The organism is Sphingobacterium sp. WOUb80 (genome assembly GCF_050058145.1).
Taxonomy (GTDB): Bacteria; Bacteroidota; Bacteroidia; order Sphingobacteriales; family Sphingobacteriaceae; genus Sphingobacterium.
Genome location: NZ_CP165617.1, coordinates 4,954,372 through 4,970,087 on the forward strand (window position 1 = coordinate 4,954,372; position 15,716 = coordinate 4,970,087).

Annotated in this window: 11 protein-coding genes; 4 read left to right on the plus strand and 7 right to left on the minus strand. The window is 35.6% G+C overall.

From position 1 onward, the window contains the following. Positions 1-49 precede the first annotated feature (49 nt). The 5 genes from AB1Z56_RS20565 to AB1Z56_RS20585 form a co-directional block, all read right to left on the minus strand. Positions 50-802: a zinc ribbon domain-containing protein gene (locus AB1Z56_RS20565; RefSeq protein ID WP_309367222.1), complete on the minus strand. Its 753-nt coding sequence runs from the start codon at positions 800-802 to the stop codon at positions 50-52. Further along, a complete protein-coding gene (locus AB1Z56_RS20570) occupies positions 802-1,902 on the minus strand; it encodes a Nif3-like dinuclear metal center hexameric protein (RefSeq protein WP_426789989.1) in 1,101 nt (366 codons plus the stop codon). The genes AB1Z56_RS20565 and AB1Z56_RS20570 overlap by 1 nt, the downstream gene beginning before the upstream one ends. Then, positions 1,892-2,377, minus strand: coding sequence for a hypothetical protein (locus AB1Z56_RS20575; RefSeq protein WP_309367224.1), 486 nt, complete (start codon positions 2,375-2,377; stop codon positions 1,892-1,894). The genes AB1Z56_RS20570 and AB1Z56_RS20575 overlap by 11 nt, the downstream gene beginning before the upstream one ends. 15 nt (positions 2,378-2,392) lie before the next feature. Further along, complete coding sequence (locus tag AB1Z56_RS20580) at positions 2,393-3,154, minus strand: alpha/beta fold hydrolase (RefSeq protein ID WP_426789990.1); 762 nt, start codon at positions 3,152-3,154, stop codon at positions 2,393-2,395. A gap of 214 nt (positions 3,155-3,368) precedes the next feature. After that, positions 3,369-4,079, minus strand: coding sequence for an SAM-dependent methyltransferase (locus AB1Z56_RS20585; protein WP_426789991.1), 711 nt, complete (start codon positions 4,077-4,079; stop codon positions 3,369-3,371). Between the two features lie 149 nt (positions 4,080-4,228). Here AB1Z56_RS20585 and apaG point away from each other — a divergent pair, with 149 nt between their 5' ends. The 4 genes from apaG to AB1Z56_RS20605 all read left to right on the plus strand — a co-directional run bounded on the left by apaG (position 4,229) and on the right by AB1Z56_RS20605 (position 10,546). After that, positions 4,229-4,615 (plus strand): Co2+/Mg2+ efflux protein ApaG, encoded by a 387-nt coding sequence (gene apaG, locus AB1Z56_RS20590; protein ID WP_293899512.1) that lies wholly within the window; start codon positions 4,229-4,231, stop codon positions 4,613-4,615. Between the two features lie 354 nt (positions 4,616-4,969). Next, a complete protein-coding gene (locus AB1Z56_RS20595) occupies positions 4,970-6,835 on the plus strand; it encodes an ABC-F family ATP-binding cassette domain-containing protein (RefSeq protein ID WP_309367227.1) in 1,866 nt (621 codons plus the stop codon). A gap of 93 nt (positions 6,836-6,928) precedes the next feature. Beyond that, positions 6,929-8,788 (plus strand): tRNA uridine-5-carboxymethylaminomethyl(34) synthesis enzyme MnmG, encoded by a 1,860-nt coding sequence (gene mnmG, locus AB1Z56_RS20600; RefSeq protein ID WP_309367228.1) that lies wholly within the window; start codon positions 6,929-6,931, stop codon positions 8,786-8,788. A 78-nt stretch (positions 8,789-8,866) separates the two neighbouring features. Then, positions 8,867-10,546, plus strand: a complete 1,680-nt coding sequence (locus AB1Z56_RS20605) for an Ig-like domain-containing protein (RefSeq protein ID WP_426789992.1) — start codon at positions 8,867-8,869, stop codon at positions 10,544-10,546. A 49-nt stretch (positions 10,547-10,595) separates the two neighbouring features. On the opposite strand, the gene AB1Z56_RS20610 is transcribed toward AB1Z56_RS20605, so the two are convergent. Continuing rightward, positions 10,596-11,102: a gamma carbonic anhydrase family protein gene (locus AB1Z56_RS20610; RefSeq protein WP_426789993.1), complete on the minus strand. Its 507-nt coding sequence runs from the start codon at positions 11,100-11,102 to the stop codon at positions 10,596-10,598. 5 nt (positions 11,103-11,107) lie between these two features. Next, complete coding sequence (gene nadB, locus AB1Z56_RS20615; protein ID WP_309367231.1) at positions 11,108-12,700, minus strand: L-aspartate oxidase; 1,593 nt, start codon at positions 12,698-12,700, stop codon at positions 11,108-11,110. Between the last annotated feature and the right edge of the window lie 3,016 nt (positions 12,701-15,716).

A 15,716-nucleotide genomic window follows, 5' to 3' on the forward strand; every position in this document is an offset into this window, starting at 1 on the left:
CAAAAAAAAGCCCCGCTTTCGAGCGGGGCTTTCATTTATCTATTGATTATTAGAAACCGTATTCTTGTTCGATTTCCAATACAATGCCTTCGTCGACTAAAACACGTCCACAATGTTCACAAATAATGATTTTCTTACGCTGACGGATCTCCGATTGCATTTGCGCAGGAATTTTATTGTGACATCCTGAACAACTATCGCGATCAATCGAAACAACAGCAAGACCATTTTTGAACGAGTTACGCAGACGGTAATATACCTTTACCAAACGTTCTTCGATATTCGCTTCAGCTTCAGCAGCCTTTGCCAATAACGCATCTTCTTCCTTTTGTGTTTCAGAAGTAATTGTTTCTAATTCCTTCTTTTTACCCTCCAGTTCGCTTTTGCTATAATCAAGATTTCCTACAGTAGCTTCGTAGTTTTCGGTTTTGTTGCGAATCTCGAATTCTGCTTCTTTGATTCTTTTTTCACAAACCTGAATTTCAAGACCTTGGATTTCGATTTCTTTCGAAATAGCGTCGTATTCACGATTATTTTTTACCTCATTTAACTGCGACTCATATTTCTTGATAGCAGCTTGGGCATCCTTAATCATGTTTTTACGCTTAACGATCGAATCTTCTAAATCGTCTAAGTCTATTCTGATCTTCTCAATACGAGTTTCTAAACCCGCAATCTCATCTTCAAGATCTGCAACTTCCATAGGCAATTCACCACGAACCTGGCGAATCTTGTCTATTTTAGTATGTATGGCTTGCAAAAGCCATAATGCTTTCAATTTTTGTTCTACGGTTTGTTCCATCAACTGTAGTATTTTATAGGATTTGTATCTATTTCTGTTGTTAAGGTTGCAAAGTTAGGAAATTTTTTCGTAATAATGTCGTACAATAATTCTTGCGTAAATTGTTCGCTCTCAAAATGTCCCGTATCAGCGATAACGATTTCTCCTTCTGCGTCAAAAAATTCATGGTATTTGTAATCAGCTGTCACAAAAAAATCAGCACCTGAACGTTTGGCTGCCCCCAGTAAAAATCCACCAGAGCCACCACAAACAGCTACTCGACCAACTTTTTTACCTAATAGTGCTGTGTGACGGATGACATTCAGTCCAAGTTTTTCTTTAAGATAAGCTAAAAAATCCAGTTCATCCATAGGTTCCACTAAATTTCCGATCATTCCAGCTCCAATTTCGCTCGCTGTATTCGCGATATCAAACAAATCATAAGCTACTTCCTCATACGGGTGAGCTTCATAGAGTGCTAAAAGCAACTTCCGTTCGATGGTTTTCGGATAAATCACTTCTATTCGAGTTTCTTCAACACGTTCTTGAATGCCAATCTCTCCAATTGCAGGATCAGCACCAACCAACGGTCTAAAACTACCATAACCCGCCGTATTAAAGCTACATTGATCATAATGATTTCCAACTTTTCCGGCTCCGGCATCGAATAGGGCCTGTCGAACATCTTCAACGTGGCTTCTCGGAACGAAAACAACCATTTTCCGTAAAATATTTGTTTTCGACTCCAATATTGCCTGATTCTCCAGACCTAACTTATCCGCAATCTTTGTATTCACGCCACCTGTGACATTATCCAAGTTCGTATGAATCGCATACAATGCTATTTTATGTTCAATTGCCTTAATAACCGTACGCTCCACATAATTCTTTCCATTGAATTTCTTCAATCCTTTAAATACAATAGGATGATGTGAAATAATTAAATTACAGCCTTTATCAATGGCTTCTTGTACGACAGCCTCCGTACAATCCAATGAAATGAGCACCTTTGTAACCTCCTTATTTGCATCTCCCACAATAAGTCCAGCATTATCATAAGATTCTTGTAAATCTAAAGGAGCAAGCAGCTCCAAATAGTCAATGACATCCTTAATTCTCATGGTCTACAATTACCTCCTTTTCTCTAAATTTATTATGTTCTTCTAAAATTCTTTTGTTCGCATTAATTTCAAACCAATAATTAGCTAATGTCACAAAATGCATAACGATTAACACGCCTGAAATAGATAATGGTAATGGAATATTTGTTGCTAAATAAATCCAAGCATATAATGATCCCTTTCTAAAGGTAGGATTCTCCTCAACAGCAATTTTTCGGTCAAAGAATTCGTTGATCAAAGAATCCCGCAAACGTGTAGCGACCTGAAAATTCCAATAAATATTCACCAAAGGGATCGCGACCAACCAGGACTGGTTAGGAGTCATTAATCTATTTTCACTGGCAACCAATTTTAAAGTTTTCCGGATCGTATTTGCAAACAAAAGCCATACGATAATACGGATAGCTACAATAGCCAAGGCTGTATAAATTACCTCAGGCTTACTCAATTCTTTTACTAGTTCCTCTTGCGTCATTGAAATATCTATTGCTTATTTATTTTCCCGTTCTAACAAATCTACTAATTCTTTCAGCTTTTTTATTTGCGGATTATGATCTCCAGTAAATTCGATTGTTTTAAAACCAAGATTTTTTGCCTTTTTATAAAAAGGATAAAAATCATCCTTCTCCAACGCGGTACCATCTTCATAAGTCAAGATGTAGGTAGTTGGAATTTTATTTCGCTTCGGATTTATCAAATGGATCTTGTCCGTCATTGTTTTTAAAGGGTGGGGGACATCTCTAGGAAACTTCGTACCATCCTTTACCCAAAATGGAAGAATGTAGCCATCCTTTTCAAATTTCAAGAGTCCATTATCCGTATCCGGTTTCCGCATCAAATTCATTACTGATTGCTGATCTTCAGGAAGAATGGCATCCAAATAAACCAATTTTCTGATGCGATCTGGAAGACTGTCTGCGACAGCCGTTATAACCATACCGCCATAACTATGTCCAACCAATATAATATCATGAAGATCCTCAAACAAAATTGTATTCACAACATCATTTACATGAGTCTGCAATCCAATAGAAGTATCTGCTAAATGATAACGCTCCCCCAAACCAGTTAGTGTGGGACGGTAAATTTTGTTTCCTTTCTTCTCTAATTCGCTAGCCGTATTTTTAAATTGCCAGGCACCGCCCCATGCTCCATGAACTATTACATAAGTAGAAGACTGTGCATAAACACTTTTACCTAAAATAGATAATGAAAAACAAAACATTAAATACAATAATCTACAGTAATTCATATAGTTATATTTCTGATTAAATTTATTACAATTTATCTTTGCAGCACAGCTATTTTTTTTATCATTCGTCATCTCACATCCAATTGAAGTAAAAAAAACAAAATGTAACCACTTACTCACTTTGTTTACATGGATTAAAATCAACTTGTAGCCACTTTTCAGAAGTTATTGCTCATTATAAATTAAATAGGGTAGGGGAGAACCTTCAAAAAAATCAAACAAATAAAAGAAATATAGTAGGCCTTTTATGAAAATCATCCTTTCGTTTTCGCCATTCAGCAATAGTGAAACTTTGGATGGATTCATCTGGAGCTGTTACATTGGATGCTACGCAAAGTAAAGTCGAAGGTTTACAGGTTTTCAGCAGATCTGCCAAAAGCTGATTATTCCTAAAGGGAGTTTCAATAAAAATCTGAGTTTGTTTTTCACGCCCGGACTGCAGCTCGAGATTCTTAATTTCTCTGGCTCGTTCTATTTTATCAATCGGCAGATAACCATGAAAAGCAAATTTCTGACCACTGAAACCCGAAGCCATCAGAGCCAGTAGAATAGAACTAGGGCCAACAAGCGGAACAACTTTAATTCCGAGCTGATGTGCACGCGCAACAATTGAAGCTCCAGGATCAGCGACACCAGGGCATCCTGCTTCCGACATCAAACCAACATTCTTACCATGCGTCAGGCCATCAAAAAAAACATTAATATCTCCTTTATCCCGCGCATGTTTTCCATAATCATGAATTTTGAGTTCGCTCTGCGGAATCTTTAAACCCGCAAGTTTTAGAAATTTACGTGCTGTCTTTTCATTTTCCACAATATACTCGTCCAATGAATTTATCGTTTCCACCAAATAAGGAGTAAACGACTGAAAGGCTGCATCATCACTCAATGGAACAGGAATTAAATATAATATACCATTTGCCATAATACAAACGTACTAATTAAGCTCCATTTGGCTATACTAATTTTAAACTTAGCATTATTTAACTTTTTAAAATGATTATAATTTCGAATTTTAAACTCATTATTAGTATTTTAGCATAAATATTTATTGCAACAATAAACATCATTCAAATGATCACACAAATTACAGAAGGCGTAAAAATCTCGGTTGAAACCATCTATCAATCTGAGTATTCGAATCCGGACCGTGAACATTTTATGTTTGCTTATCATATCAGCATAGAAAATCTCAGCGATTACACGGTTCAACTCATAAGCCGCTATTGGAAAATTTTTGATGCAAAAGGAGACTATAGAGAAGTATCAGGAGATGGCGTAGTGGGCGAACAACCCATTATTGAACCTGGACAGACCCATCAATATACTTCAGGTTGCAATCTTAATAGCGAATTCGGATTCATGGAAGGATATTATAATATGATCCGAACACTAGACAACAGCAGCTTTCAAGTTGAAATACCTCGTTTCAATCTGATCGCAGATTACGCGTTGAATTAATTTTATCAAGGCAGTATCATTATTGCCAATTAATCATACAACGAAGCTTTTTTCGCATCGAATAAGAAACTATTTCTTTATTTTTGCGAGCGTTCCAAATTAACGGGTTATACCCAGGCCATTTGAATTAGTCATTCATTTAATGGTAGGAGCTAAATATCGTACAGAACGCCACCCAACAGATTAAATTAGTCAGCAATCAAAAAAGATTATTGATTCAATATATAAATAACTGACAATCAGCAATATAACAAAAAAACTGATTATCAACACAATACATACTACCAAGAGCAGAAATCTCCTGGAAGTATCTTGTTGTGTAAATTGACTAGATATAATTTAGGGTGATATAACGTGAGTATTTTAGCTACAGAACAAGTAAGCCATTCTTTCCACGATAGATGGCTTTTTAAAGATTTACATTTCGGCCTCCAAAAAGGAGATCGAATAGCCTTAGTCGGTATCAACGGCACAGGTAAATCAACCTTACTGGCCATTTTAGCAGAACGGATCCTACCGACTTCAGGAAAAGTTGTAAAAGAAAAAGGCATTAAAATTGGTTTCTTAGAACAGGATCCTGATTTCACGGGATTAAAATCTATCAATGATTTTATCTACAGTGCAGACAACGACCAGCAGCGTCTTATCCGCGAATACGAAGAACTTCTTTCGGAAAGTGACATCGATCAAAATAAACTGGAAGATCTGACGGAGAGAATAAGCTCTTTGAATGCCTGGGAATATGAACATAATATAAAGACGATTCTCAATCGCCTAAACATAATGGATTTTCATCAGGATATTAAAAGTCTTTCAGGAGGTCAACGAAAACGCCTGGCACTTGCCAAACTTCTGATAGACGAACCTGATATTTATATATTGGATGAGCCTACCAACCATTTGGATATAGAGACAATTGAATGGTTGGAAAAGCTATTGACAACAGGAAACAAAACCGTTCTTTTGGTAACCCACGATCGTTACTTCTTAGACAACATCTGTACGGAGATTCGCGAGCTAGATAGGGGCAACCTCTATAATTACAAAGGAAACTATTCATATTTTCTAGAGAAAAAATCTGAAAGGGAAGCGATCGATGCAGTGATGGTAGAGAAGAGCAGAAATCTTCTTCGCCGCGAATTGGAATGGATGCGACGTCAGCCTCAAGCACGCGGTACCAAATCCAAATCGCGTATCGATGCATACTATGAATTAGAAGAAAAATCTAAAGCAATAAAAGGAAACGATTCCGTGCAACTCAGTGTGAAAGTAAGCAGGCAGGGATCTAAAATATTAGAGCTGGACAAAGTTTCAAAACGGTATGGAGCAAAAGAAATCATACTAGATTTTTCATATACATTCAAAAAGGGGGATCGTATTGGCCTAGCTGGAAAAAACGGAACTGGAAAATCTACCTTTCTAAACTTAATCACCGAAGAAGAAAAACCGGATACAGGAGCGATCGCTGTTGGAGAAACAACCGTATACGGATACTACAAACAAGGCGGATTGGAAGTGAACGAAAATGACCGTGTATTAGATGTTGTAAAGAATGTAGCGGATTATATTGAGATGGCAAATGGAGAAGTAATCACAGCTTCTCAGTTACTGACTCATTTCTTATTCCCTCCTGAAAAACAATTTGGTTTTGTTAATAAGCTAAGCGGGGGGGAGAGAAAACGTCTTCAGCTTATGCGGGTCTTAATGAAGAACCCAAATTTTCTAATACTCGATGAGCCTTCCAACGATTTAGATATTGACACCTTAAATGTACTGGAAGATTTTCTTGATAACTATAAGGGAGTACTTATCTTGGTATCCCACGATAGATATTTATTAGACAAACTAACAGATCAACTTTTCATTTTCGAGGGAAAAGGGAAGGTACAAATCTACAATGGAAATTATGCTGACTTTAAGCTTGAACAAGACGAGATTCAAAAATTAGAAAAAGAAAAGCAGAAAAAAAGCATTCAAGAACAAGTAAAGCCAGCCGTAAAAGAGGAGAAGAAAAAGCTTTCTTACAAGGAGCAATTGGAGTATACCAAGCTAGAAGAAGAAATCGAAAAGCTGGAGCAAAATATAAAGTCAAAAACGGAAGAGCTAAATCAAGTAACAGACCACCTAAAACTTTCATCCCTTGCAGAAGAAATTCAATCCATCCAAAAGGAGATAGATGAGAAATCCGAAAGGTGGTTATATCTTGCTGATTTTATGTAAAATTTCACAAAGCGTTTCACGTGGAACGTAAAGAAAACTTAAATTTGTAAATAAAATAAAATACCACGTTTCACGTGGAACAAGAATAGAAAAATGTTTAAAAAATATAACGTAATAGTAGTAGGTGCAGGTCATGCTGGCTGTGAAGCCGCAGCCGCTGCTGCCAACTTGGGATCTTCAACTTTACTCATCACTATGAACATGGGGGTAATAGCTCAAATGAGCTGCAATCCTGCTATAGGTGGAGTTGCCAAAGGCCAAATTGTACGGGAGATTGATGCAATGGGAGGATACACAGGTATAATTGCAGATAAATCAACTATCCAATTTCGCATGCTTAACCTATCTAAAGGCCCCGCCATGTGGAGCCCGCGTACACAAAATGATCGTATGCGGTTCGCAGAAGAATGGAGATTACAATTAGAGTCTCTGCCCAATTTAGATATGTGGCAAGATACCGTCAAGGAGGTAATTGTAAAGAACGGTAGAGCTTGCGGTGTCATCACTTCTATGGGAATTGAAATAGAATCTGATGCAGTCGTATTAACCAATGGAACATTTCTAAATGGTGTTATCCATATCGGTGACAAGAAATTTGGTGGTGGGAGAACAGGAGAGAAGGCAGCCACAGGTTTGACAGAACAGCTTGTTTCACTCGGATTTGAATCAGGAAGAATGAAGACCGGAACTCCACCACGCATAGATGGAAGAAGCCTCAACTATGCACTGATGGAAGAACAATGGGGTGATGAAAAAAGAGGTAGATTTTCTTATACTGATGTAGATATACCAACAGAACAACGTTGTTGTTGGATTACATATACCAACGATAAAGTGCACGAAATGCTACGGACAGGTTTCGAAAAATCACCGATGTTCACCGGACGAATCAAAGGACTAGGACCACGATATTGTCCTTCGATAGAAGATAAAATTAATCGCTTTGCCGAACGTGACCGACACCAGATATTTGTCGAACCCGAAGGTTTTAAAACAGTAGAGATTTATGTAAACGGATTTTCGACCTCACTACCAGAAGATGTTCAACTAAAAGCATTGCAACTAATCCCCGGTTTTGAAAATGCCAAAATGTATCGTCCAGGCTACGCCATAGAATACGATTACTTTCCGCCAATGCAATTAGATCTTACACTCGAAACGCAATTGGTAAAACACCTATTCTTTGCAGGCCAGATCAATGGAACCACAGGATATGAAGAAGCAGCTGCACAAGGTTTCTTAGCCGGTATCAATGCGCATCAACGTATCAATGACGACAAGGAACTAATCTTAAAAAGATCAGAATCTTATATCGGCGTACTAGTAGATGACCTCGTAACAAAGGGAACAGAAGAACCTTACCGAATGTTTACATCAAGAGCAGAACATCGTTTGTTATTACGCCAGGACAATGCAGATATTCGCCTTACCCCATTAGCTTATAAATTGGGACTGGTAGGAGAGGAAAGACTAAAGAAAGTAGAGAACAAAATAGATAACTCTAATAATATTATCGAGTATCTGAAACAAAACTCCACTAATCTCGAAAAGATGAATACCGTGCTGGCCGAAGTAGGCTCAAGTGCACTTGCTCAAAAAACCAGATTAAGCAATGTACTGGCAAGACCACAAGTCAGTATTCAAGACATTATAAAAGGAGATGAGGGCTTCGCACAATTTGCATCACAATTTGATAACGATACCATAGAACAAGCAGAGATCAACCTCAAATATGAAAGCTACTTCGAAAAAGAAATAGAGATTGTGAACCGCATGAAAAAGATGGAAGATAGAGAAATAAATCCCGATTTCGATTACAGTTTGTTAACTTCACTGTCAATCGAAGCAAGACAAAAATTAGCGAAGGTCAAACCTCGAACCCTGGGCCAAGCTTCGCGAATCTCGGGTGTTTCACCTTCTGATATCAGCGTATTGATGGTTCATATGAGTTAAATAGTTGATTTACAAGTTATTAAACAAACAATAAATACAAGCTTAAAATAAGCGATTTAAGACAATATTCTATTTTTTATGACAACTTATTCAAAAGAAAATAAAAGTAGTTCAGAAAGGCTAAAAAGTGGCTTAAAGCCAAGATTACTTATTTTAAGCTTGTTTATTACGCTTATTGGTTTATCGATACAGTGTGCGAGTATACAGCAACCAACCGGAGGACCAAAAGATTCTATTCCGCCTAAAATTTTAATGGAAAATCCTACGAATTTTTCGAAGAATTTTACAGCAAAAAAAATAGTCATCACTTTCGACGAATACATCAAACTCGCTAATCAACAAAAAGAATTTAGTGTGACACCCGATATGGGGAGCAATCCAGAATTCAAAGTCAAGAAAAAAAATCTTGAGATTACCCTCCCAGATTCCCTGGAAAAAAATACAACATACAGCATATACTTTGGTAAGGGCCTTGTAGATTATAATGCAGGAAATGCGTTGGTCAATTATGCTTATGTATTTGCAACAGGAGACAAAATAGACTCGCTCAGCATATCTGGCAACGTAAAAAGTGCGATTACCAAAGAGGTCCAAAAAGATGTTAAAGTCTTGTTGATACCCATTAGCCAAGATTCCATTTTTGGCAAAAAGAAAGCCAATATATTTACGACAACAGATACAGCCGGCAATTATAAACTAAATAATCTAAGAGAGGGAACATACCGTATTTACGCGCTTCAGGAAAAAAACAATGATAGAATCTACAATGGCGCCGACGAAGAAATAGGTTTCTTAAAAGATTCAATAGTGCTAGAGCGAGATTTGAGCAATATTAATCTGGAGATATTCAAGGGTACCCCAAAGAAGTTTAGAACACAAGAAAAGAAATTTGAAAAAAATGGGAGTGTACTCCTTATTTTTAATAGAAGAGTAGATAAACCTAATCTTAATATACTTCATGATGAAGTAAACAATAAAGATAAAATCGTACGTTTTTCAAAAACTTCAGATTCGGCTACCTTGTTTATTCCAAATTTAAAAATAGACTCTTTAAAGCTGGTTTTAACGGAAAATGAAAAGCCTCTGGATACCATTCTTGTTAGAAAAGGAAACGTAAAAATAGAACAAACAATAGAACCTATTTTTACGCCAAATAACGGGAGGGTCGATCGTATCACTCACCTTCAAGTATCCGCTTTCACACCAATAAAGAATATAGACAAGACAAAATTAAAGTTCAAAGAAGACTCATTGGTGCGCACCAATTATCAACTTGCGGTAGATACAGCCAATTCCAACATGTATCATATTCGATATAATTGGAGAAAGGACAAAAAGTACCAAATTGAATTCGCAGAAGGCGCTATTACTGGCTATTTTGGAGAACAAAACAAAGAGAAAAAACTGGATCTTACCTATGACGATAGCGAGAACTATGGCGATCTTACTTTTGATTTCACAGATCTGGATAGCAATACAACTTACTTGGTAGAATTGATCAATGAGAAAAAGGACAAAGTCTATCGTTTAGACAAAATCAACATAGATAACCCGACCGTTGTATATAAACAATATCCAGGAGGTAAATACAGTTTGCGTGTAATCCGAGACGATAACAGCAGTGGTATTTGGGATACTGGAGATGTAGAAAAAAAGACCTTTCCAGAGCCTGTTGTATACTTAAACAAAGTATTCACCATACGAGCAAACTGGGAACAAAAAGATAGCTTTTCATTAAGTGGCCTCAAAAAAGAATAATTGAGGTCACCAAATAAAAAGCTATTTTAACCTTGCTAATTCGTTTAAGCTAAAACCAAGAACTGTACAAAACATAATTATGCGGTAACTGCTGTAACAGTTCTTTCTGTTCCTCAGTTAGCGCTTTTATTTTTTTTGCCGGTACACCGGCATATAGGAATCCCGACTCACAGCGCGTATTCTCCAAAACTACCGCCCCAGCTGCTATAATCACATTAGATTCGATAATAGCATTATCCATAACAATTGCGCCCATACCAATAAGCACGTGATCTTCAACAATGCAGCCATGAACCATAGCCTGGTGTCCCACGTTTACATAACTACCTATTGAAGTACCGCATTTCTTATAAGTACAATGTATAACAGCGCCATCTTGAATATTCGTATAGTTACCTATACGAATATAATTGACATCACCACGAATAACAGCGTTAAACCAGACCGAACAATGGTGACCAATCTCAACGTCACCTACAATCGTTGAATTAGGCGCTAAAAAGCACTCTTCAGCAATTATCGGAGACTTATCCAAAACGGGTAAAATAAGTGCCATATCTCCTAAAAAATTGTATCCTGTAATACATCCGAATGCTTCGGATAGTCAGTTGTATAATGCAACCCTCTACTTTCCTTCCGCAACATAGCCGATTTAGTCACAATATAAGCGACTTGAATCACATTGCGCAATTCACAAAGTTTGACAGAAAGTCTTGTATTTCTGTAGAACTCCTCGGTCTCCTCATATAATAGATGTAGTCTCTTAAGCGCTCTTTCGAGCCTAAAATCAGAACGGACAATACCAACATAATCGCTCATAATCTTCTGACATTCCCGCAGGTTATGGCTGACCAAAATATCCTCATTAGAAAGCGAGGTTTTAGAATCATCCCATTCGGGAACGTCACATATATGGCTGGTCGATTTAACCAATTTAGTAGCATCTAAGAATATCCGATGGGCATAGACAAGTGCTTCAAGAAGCGAGTTAGAAGCCAGCCTATTTGCGCCATGCAAACCAGTAGAAGAACACTCTCCACAGGCATAAAGATTGAGAATGCTGCTTCGTCCAAAATCATCCACATAAATCCCACCGCAAAGATAATGCGCTGCAGGTGTCACTGGTATAAAGTCTTTCGACATGTCAAGTCCAATAGAAAGACATTTCTCATAAATATTAGGAAAATGTCTGAGAATATCATTCTTATCCCTATGTGTAATATCGAGATAAACATAATCAATACCGGATTTTTTCATCTCAGCATCAATAGCTCTAGCCACTATATCTCTAGGAGCCAACGAAGCACGTTCATCATATTCCTCCATAAAAGACTCCCCATTGACTCTTCTTAAAACTCCACCAAATCCTCGTACAGCTTCGGATACCAAAAATGCTGGAGAGTCCTTGGGGTTATATAACGACGTAGGATGAAATTGCATGAATTCCATATTACGTACCTTCCCTTTGGCTCTGTAGACCATTGCAATACCGTCCCCGGTAGCAATCGTTGGATTAGTTGTGCTTGAATACACATGCCCTGCCCCACCGGAAGCCATCACCGTAACCTTACTCAAAATTTTATCCACCAGATGGGAAGATGTATTGAAAGCATAAATACCATAACAAGTAATATCCGCTTTGTTCTTGTCTACATATTCCCCCAGGTGGTGCTGCGTAATTAAATCTATGGCAAAGTAATGTGTTACAATTTCAATATTTGGATCAATATGAGCCTGCTCCAATAATGCCCGTTCAATTTCGTAGCCAGTAATATCCTTGTAATGTAGAATGCGATGTGCCGAATGTCCACCCTCTTTTGCCAAGTCATAGAGTCCGGATTCTTCCTTATCAAATGACGTTCCATATGAAATAAGCTCGGCAATACGATCGGGAGCCTCCCGCACCACGTTTTCCACAATTTCAACATCACATAATCCATCCCCAGCTATCTGAGTATCAATAATATGCTTTTCAAAGCTATCAGACTTATCCACAACAGCAGCTACTCCCCCCTGTGCATATTTTGTATTAGACTCATCCTCATTGGACTTAGTGACTATCAACACTTTACCGAATTTAGAAGCTTTTAACGCAAAACTTAATCCAGCTATACCTGATCCAATGACCAAAAAATCGACCTTTCTATCTGCCATATATTTTAAATTCACAAACTATCCCCAAAAGTGACAATTCAAATTAACGAAAAATGTGGAAAACGTGTAAATAAAAGGTTAAATAAAAATGAAAAGTATTTAACAATTCACAAGTCCCCTATTTTCGACTCAAATTTTTCAAACTTTTCCGCATAAAATTCATGAGATTTCCACAATTTTTAGACACAAACTATTCAACAAAAAAATATGGAAAATAAAAACCCGAGAAAATTAGAATTTTAAAAATCAGTCGTTTAATATCAAAATACTGTTGAAAAACTGTTGAAAACTCCATAAAAACCTAAAATCAAAATAGAACTAACTCAATTTATACCACTTTTCCACACCATAATAAACAATAAGAGATCTTCTATTTAAAATAATTAGTATTTATTGAAAAAAAAGATTGTGGAATACGTTCGAAAATCTTTGTTTAGTTTTGTCAAGTTCAATTAGACGCGTTCACATTTCGATATTCGGGAACTGTAGGCTCCCCTATCGAAATATTCGATTCTAATTGAGTTTATTTTATTTTTTAATAATTCTATTGGCTTTTAAAGTGCTTTAGAATGCAATATTTATTTTATTTTTTTTGAAATATGGTTATAACGTGATTTAAGAGGCTTATTTTTCAGATATTTTATTTTTTTTTCATTTAAACGCTTTTATATTTCAATATTCTGAGCTTTTGAGTTTCTATGTGGATTTACGCGATCCTAAAGAGCACAAACTGACGAAAGGATGTTTGTAAATCTAATTTAGGCGCTGTGACTTTTCAATATTGCACATTTTGAACAGAATAACGGCTTTTATTGAATTCTAATTGGTTTCGATTCATTAAAATTTCAGCGTAACTTGATCCTATTTGCTTTTCGAGATTTCGATTTTAGAAAACTTTAGGTTTGTTTATTCGTATTTTCTTGAAAAAAAAATTATAGCTTTTTCTTGGCTATTAAATTCTGAATGCTACATTTTTGAATATATTTTATGAAATATCTGGATTTATGCCGGATTTATAGCTTGAGGTTTTCCAAATTCCAATTTGTGAAATTTGTACGGTCCTAGTTGTGATATTTAATTTTTTTTTACGCCGTGGAATTTATATTTGAATCTCCAGGCAGCAAGTTTTGAAATAAATAAATTTACAATTGAATATTCTAATAAAATCTGATATAAATAGATTTTATTAGATTCTAACAAGGCTTAATGTGGAAAAGTGATTTTGAGAGTGGATTCAATAATTTAGCGGATTGAAATTTTAAATAGAAATAATTTGTTCAAAAAATTTATTGTAGAACAAACAATCTTACTATATTTGTTGCCCAACATTGATTTCTTAGCAGACTTAATGAAAACTAGATCTCTGAGATTCGAATATTCTGGATAATGCGTTGGATGTTCTTTTATAAACAATTCTAAACGGGTTTATTTCTAAAATAAACTCTTTATAGATGGAATAGATTTATTTTATATAACATTTGTATCGTCTATTTGATTCTAAGCGATTAAATGTGTTTTTTTGATAGTTTCTATGCTTTGTGTAATCTACTATTTAATTTTAAGCATAAATTACAGCTATTTACCTGAATATTAGGAATTTGTATTTTATCGTGATATCAATATCTTATAAATTTTATATTTAATTTTTTTTTTTGATTTTTTATTTCTGTATTTATTGTTTATATATCGTATAATTTACATTTATTTCTAATTTATTTAAGTATTAATAGACTACCTTTAGTAGTTTGAATTTATAGTTTAAGCACTAAAACAATACATAGCCCAATGGATTTCTACCCGCTATAGTTCACTTCAAAAATACTTTTTTATTAAACCTCTTTACAATTCAGTAAATATCTATTCATTAGATCATATTGTTAATATCCAATTGTCAGCGGCTCTCTTCTGGATAGAAAAGGCAGAAGATATCTTTCCCATACTTTTCCAATAGAAATTAACCTTATCAGGTTAGCTTATAGTTGATTTAGTTAGTTTTTTTTATAAATATCGAATTCTCATTGTATTCATTTTAGAAATATATTTGAGAGATTCAGATTTTATCTGTGTAAAATTCATTTATCTTTCTAAGATTCTCCTATTTGGCACAGCGCCATTTTTTTTAAAAAATATGCGATTCTAGAGCTCTTTACAATGAAAATTTTCTGTTTCTAGCCTTTCTGTTTAAGTTTATATTTGGATCTGGACAATTGCTGCCTTTATCTTTAATTTTATGCTACATTTAATATTAATAGAAGGATCGGATAGATTTTGGGCAGCTTCGTAGGCAGATTGCTATAAATTTACGTCACATGCGCAAAAAATATTACAAGCGATTCTCAAGGGCTTTATTTTGTATTTTGCTGCGGTGCTTCCCTATTCTTAAGTTTGACCTTTTTAAATTCATCCGTAATTGGTCGATTAAACCCTCTGAGAATTCAATATAAATTTATCAATTAATGCACAGATCATAAATTGGTTTTATAAGGACTTTGAATCGCTATATCGCTTAAAATGTTAATAAATAAAGCTTCCTTTTGTGCTATATTTTTCATTGTTTTGTAATATGCCTAAGAATGTTCCATAGGCTAGCAAAGTCGGATCTTGGCGAAACTGATTTTCTAACATAGAAATAGTTTACGTTAAACTCTTTGAGCTTTTGCTGTAGGATATGTGTGTGGTTTATTTGCTGTATATTCAATTCTAGAAGGGTTTATTTTAAAATTAATCCTCTTTATTATTTTTTAGTGATATAAATTTAACTATTATTATTTCATTTAGAGATTCATATATTTTGAATAAACTATTCCGTTCGCTCTTTTCCATGCTAGAGGAATTTATAAATGACAGCGCTTAGTAGATCAAATTTGTGGATCGATATCATCCAGTAAGCCAGATAACGATACTGACCATTTGTGTCTGAAAAGCGCATTAATATGTTAGTTATCAGCTATTAAATTATGAATATCCCACAATGTAGTCTGTAGTAGTTAGGAATAAATTGCTATCATTTGATTAA

Bases quoted from the DNA above. Each gene is read 5' to 3' on its own strand.
- AB1Z56_RS20605 (WP_426789992.1), top strand. From the start codon at position 8,867: ATGACAACTTATTCAAAAGAAAATAAAAGTAGTTCAGAAAGGCTAAAA.
- AB1Z56_RS20585 (WP_426789991.1), bottom strand. From the start codon at position 4,079: ATGGCAAATGGTATATTATATTTAATTCCTGTTCCATTGAGTGATGAT.
- AB1Z56_RS20610 (WP_426789993.1), bottom strand. From the start codon at position 11,102: ATGGCACTTATTTTACCCGTTTTGGATAAGTCTCCGATAATTGCTGAA.
- AB1Z56_RS20565 (WP_309367222.1), bottom strand. From the start codon at position 802: ATGGAACAAACCGTAGAACAAAAATTGAAAGCATTATGGCTTTTGCAA.
- apaG (WP_293899512.1), top strand. From the start codon at position 4,229: ATGATCACACAAATTACAGAAGGCGTAAAAATCTCGGTTGAAACCATC.
- AB1Z56_RS20580 (WP_426789990.1), bottom strand. From the start codon at position 3,154: ATGAATTACTGTAGATTATTGTATTTAATGTTTTGTTTTTCATTATCT.
- mnmG (WP_309367228.1), top strand. From the start codon at position 6,929: ATGTTTAAAAAATATAACGTAATAGTAGTAGGTGCAGGTCATGCTGGC.
- AB1Z56_RS20570 (WP_426789989.1), bottom strand. From the start codon at position 1,902: ATGAGAATTAAGGATGTCATTGACTATTTGGAGCTGCTTGCTCCTTTA.
- nadB (WP_309367231.1), bottom strand. From the start codon at position 12,700: ATGGCAGATAGAAAGGTCGATTTTTTGGTCATTGGATCAGGTATAGCT.
- AB1Z56_RS20575 (WP_309367224.1), bottom strand. From the start codon at position 2,377: ATGACGCAAGAGGAACTAGTAAAAGAATTGAGTAAGCCTGAGGTAATT.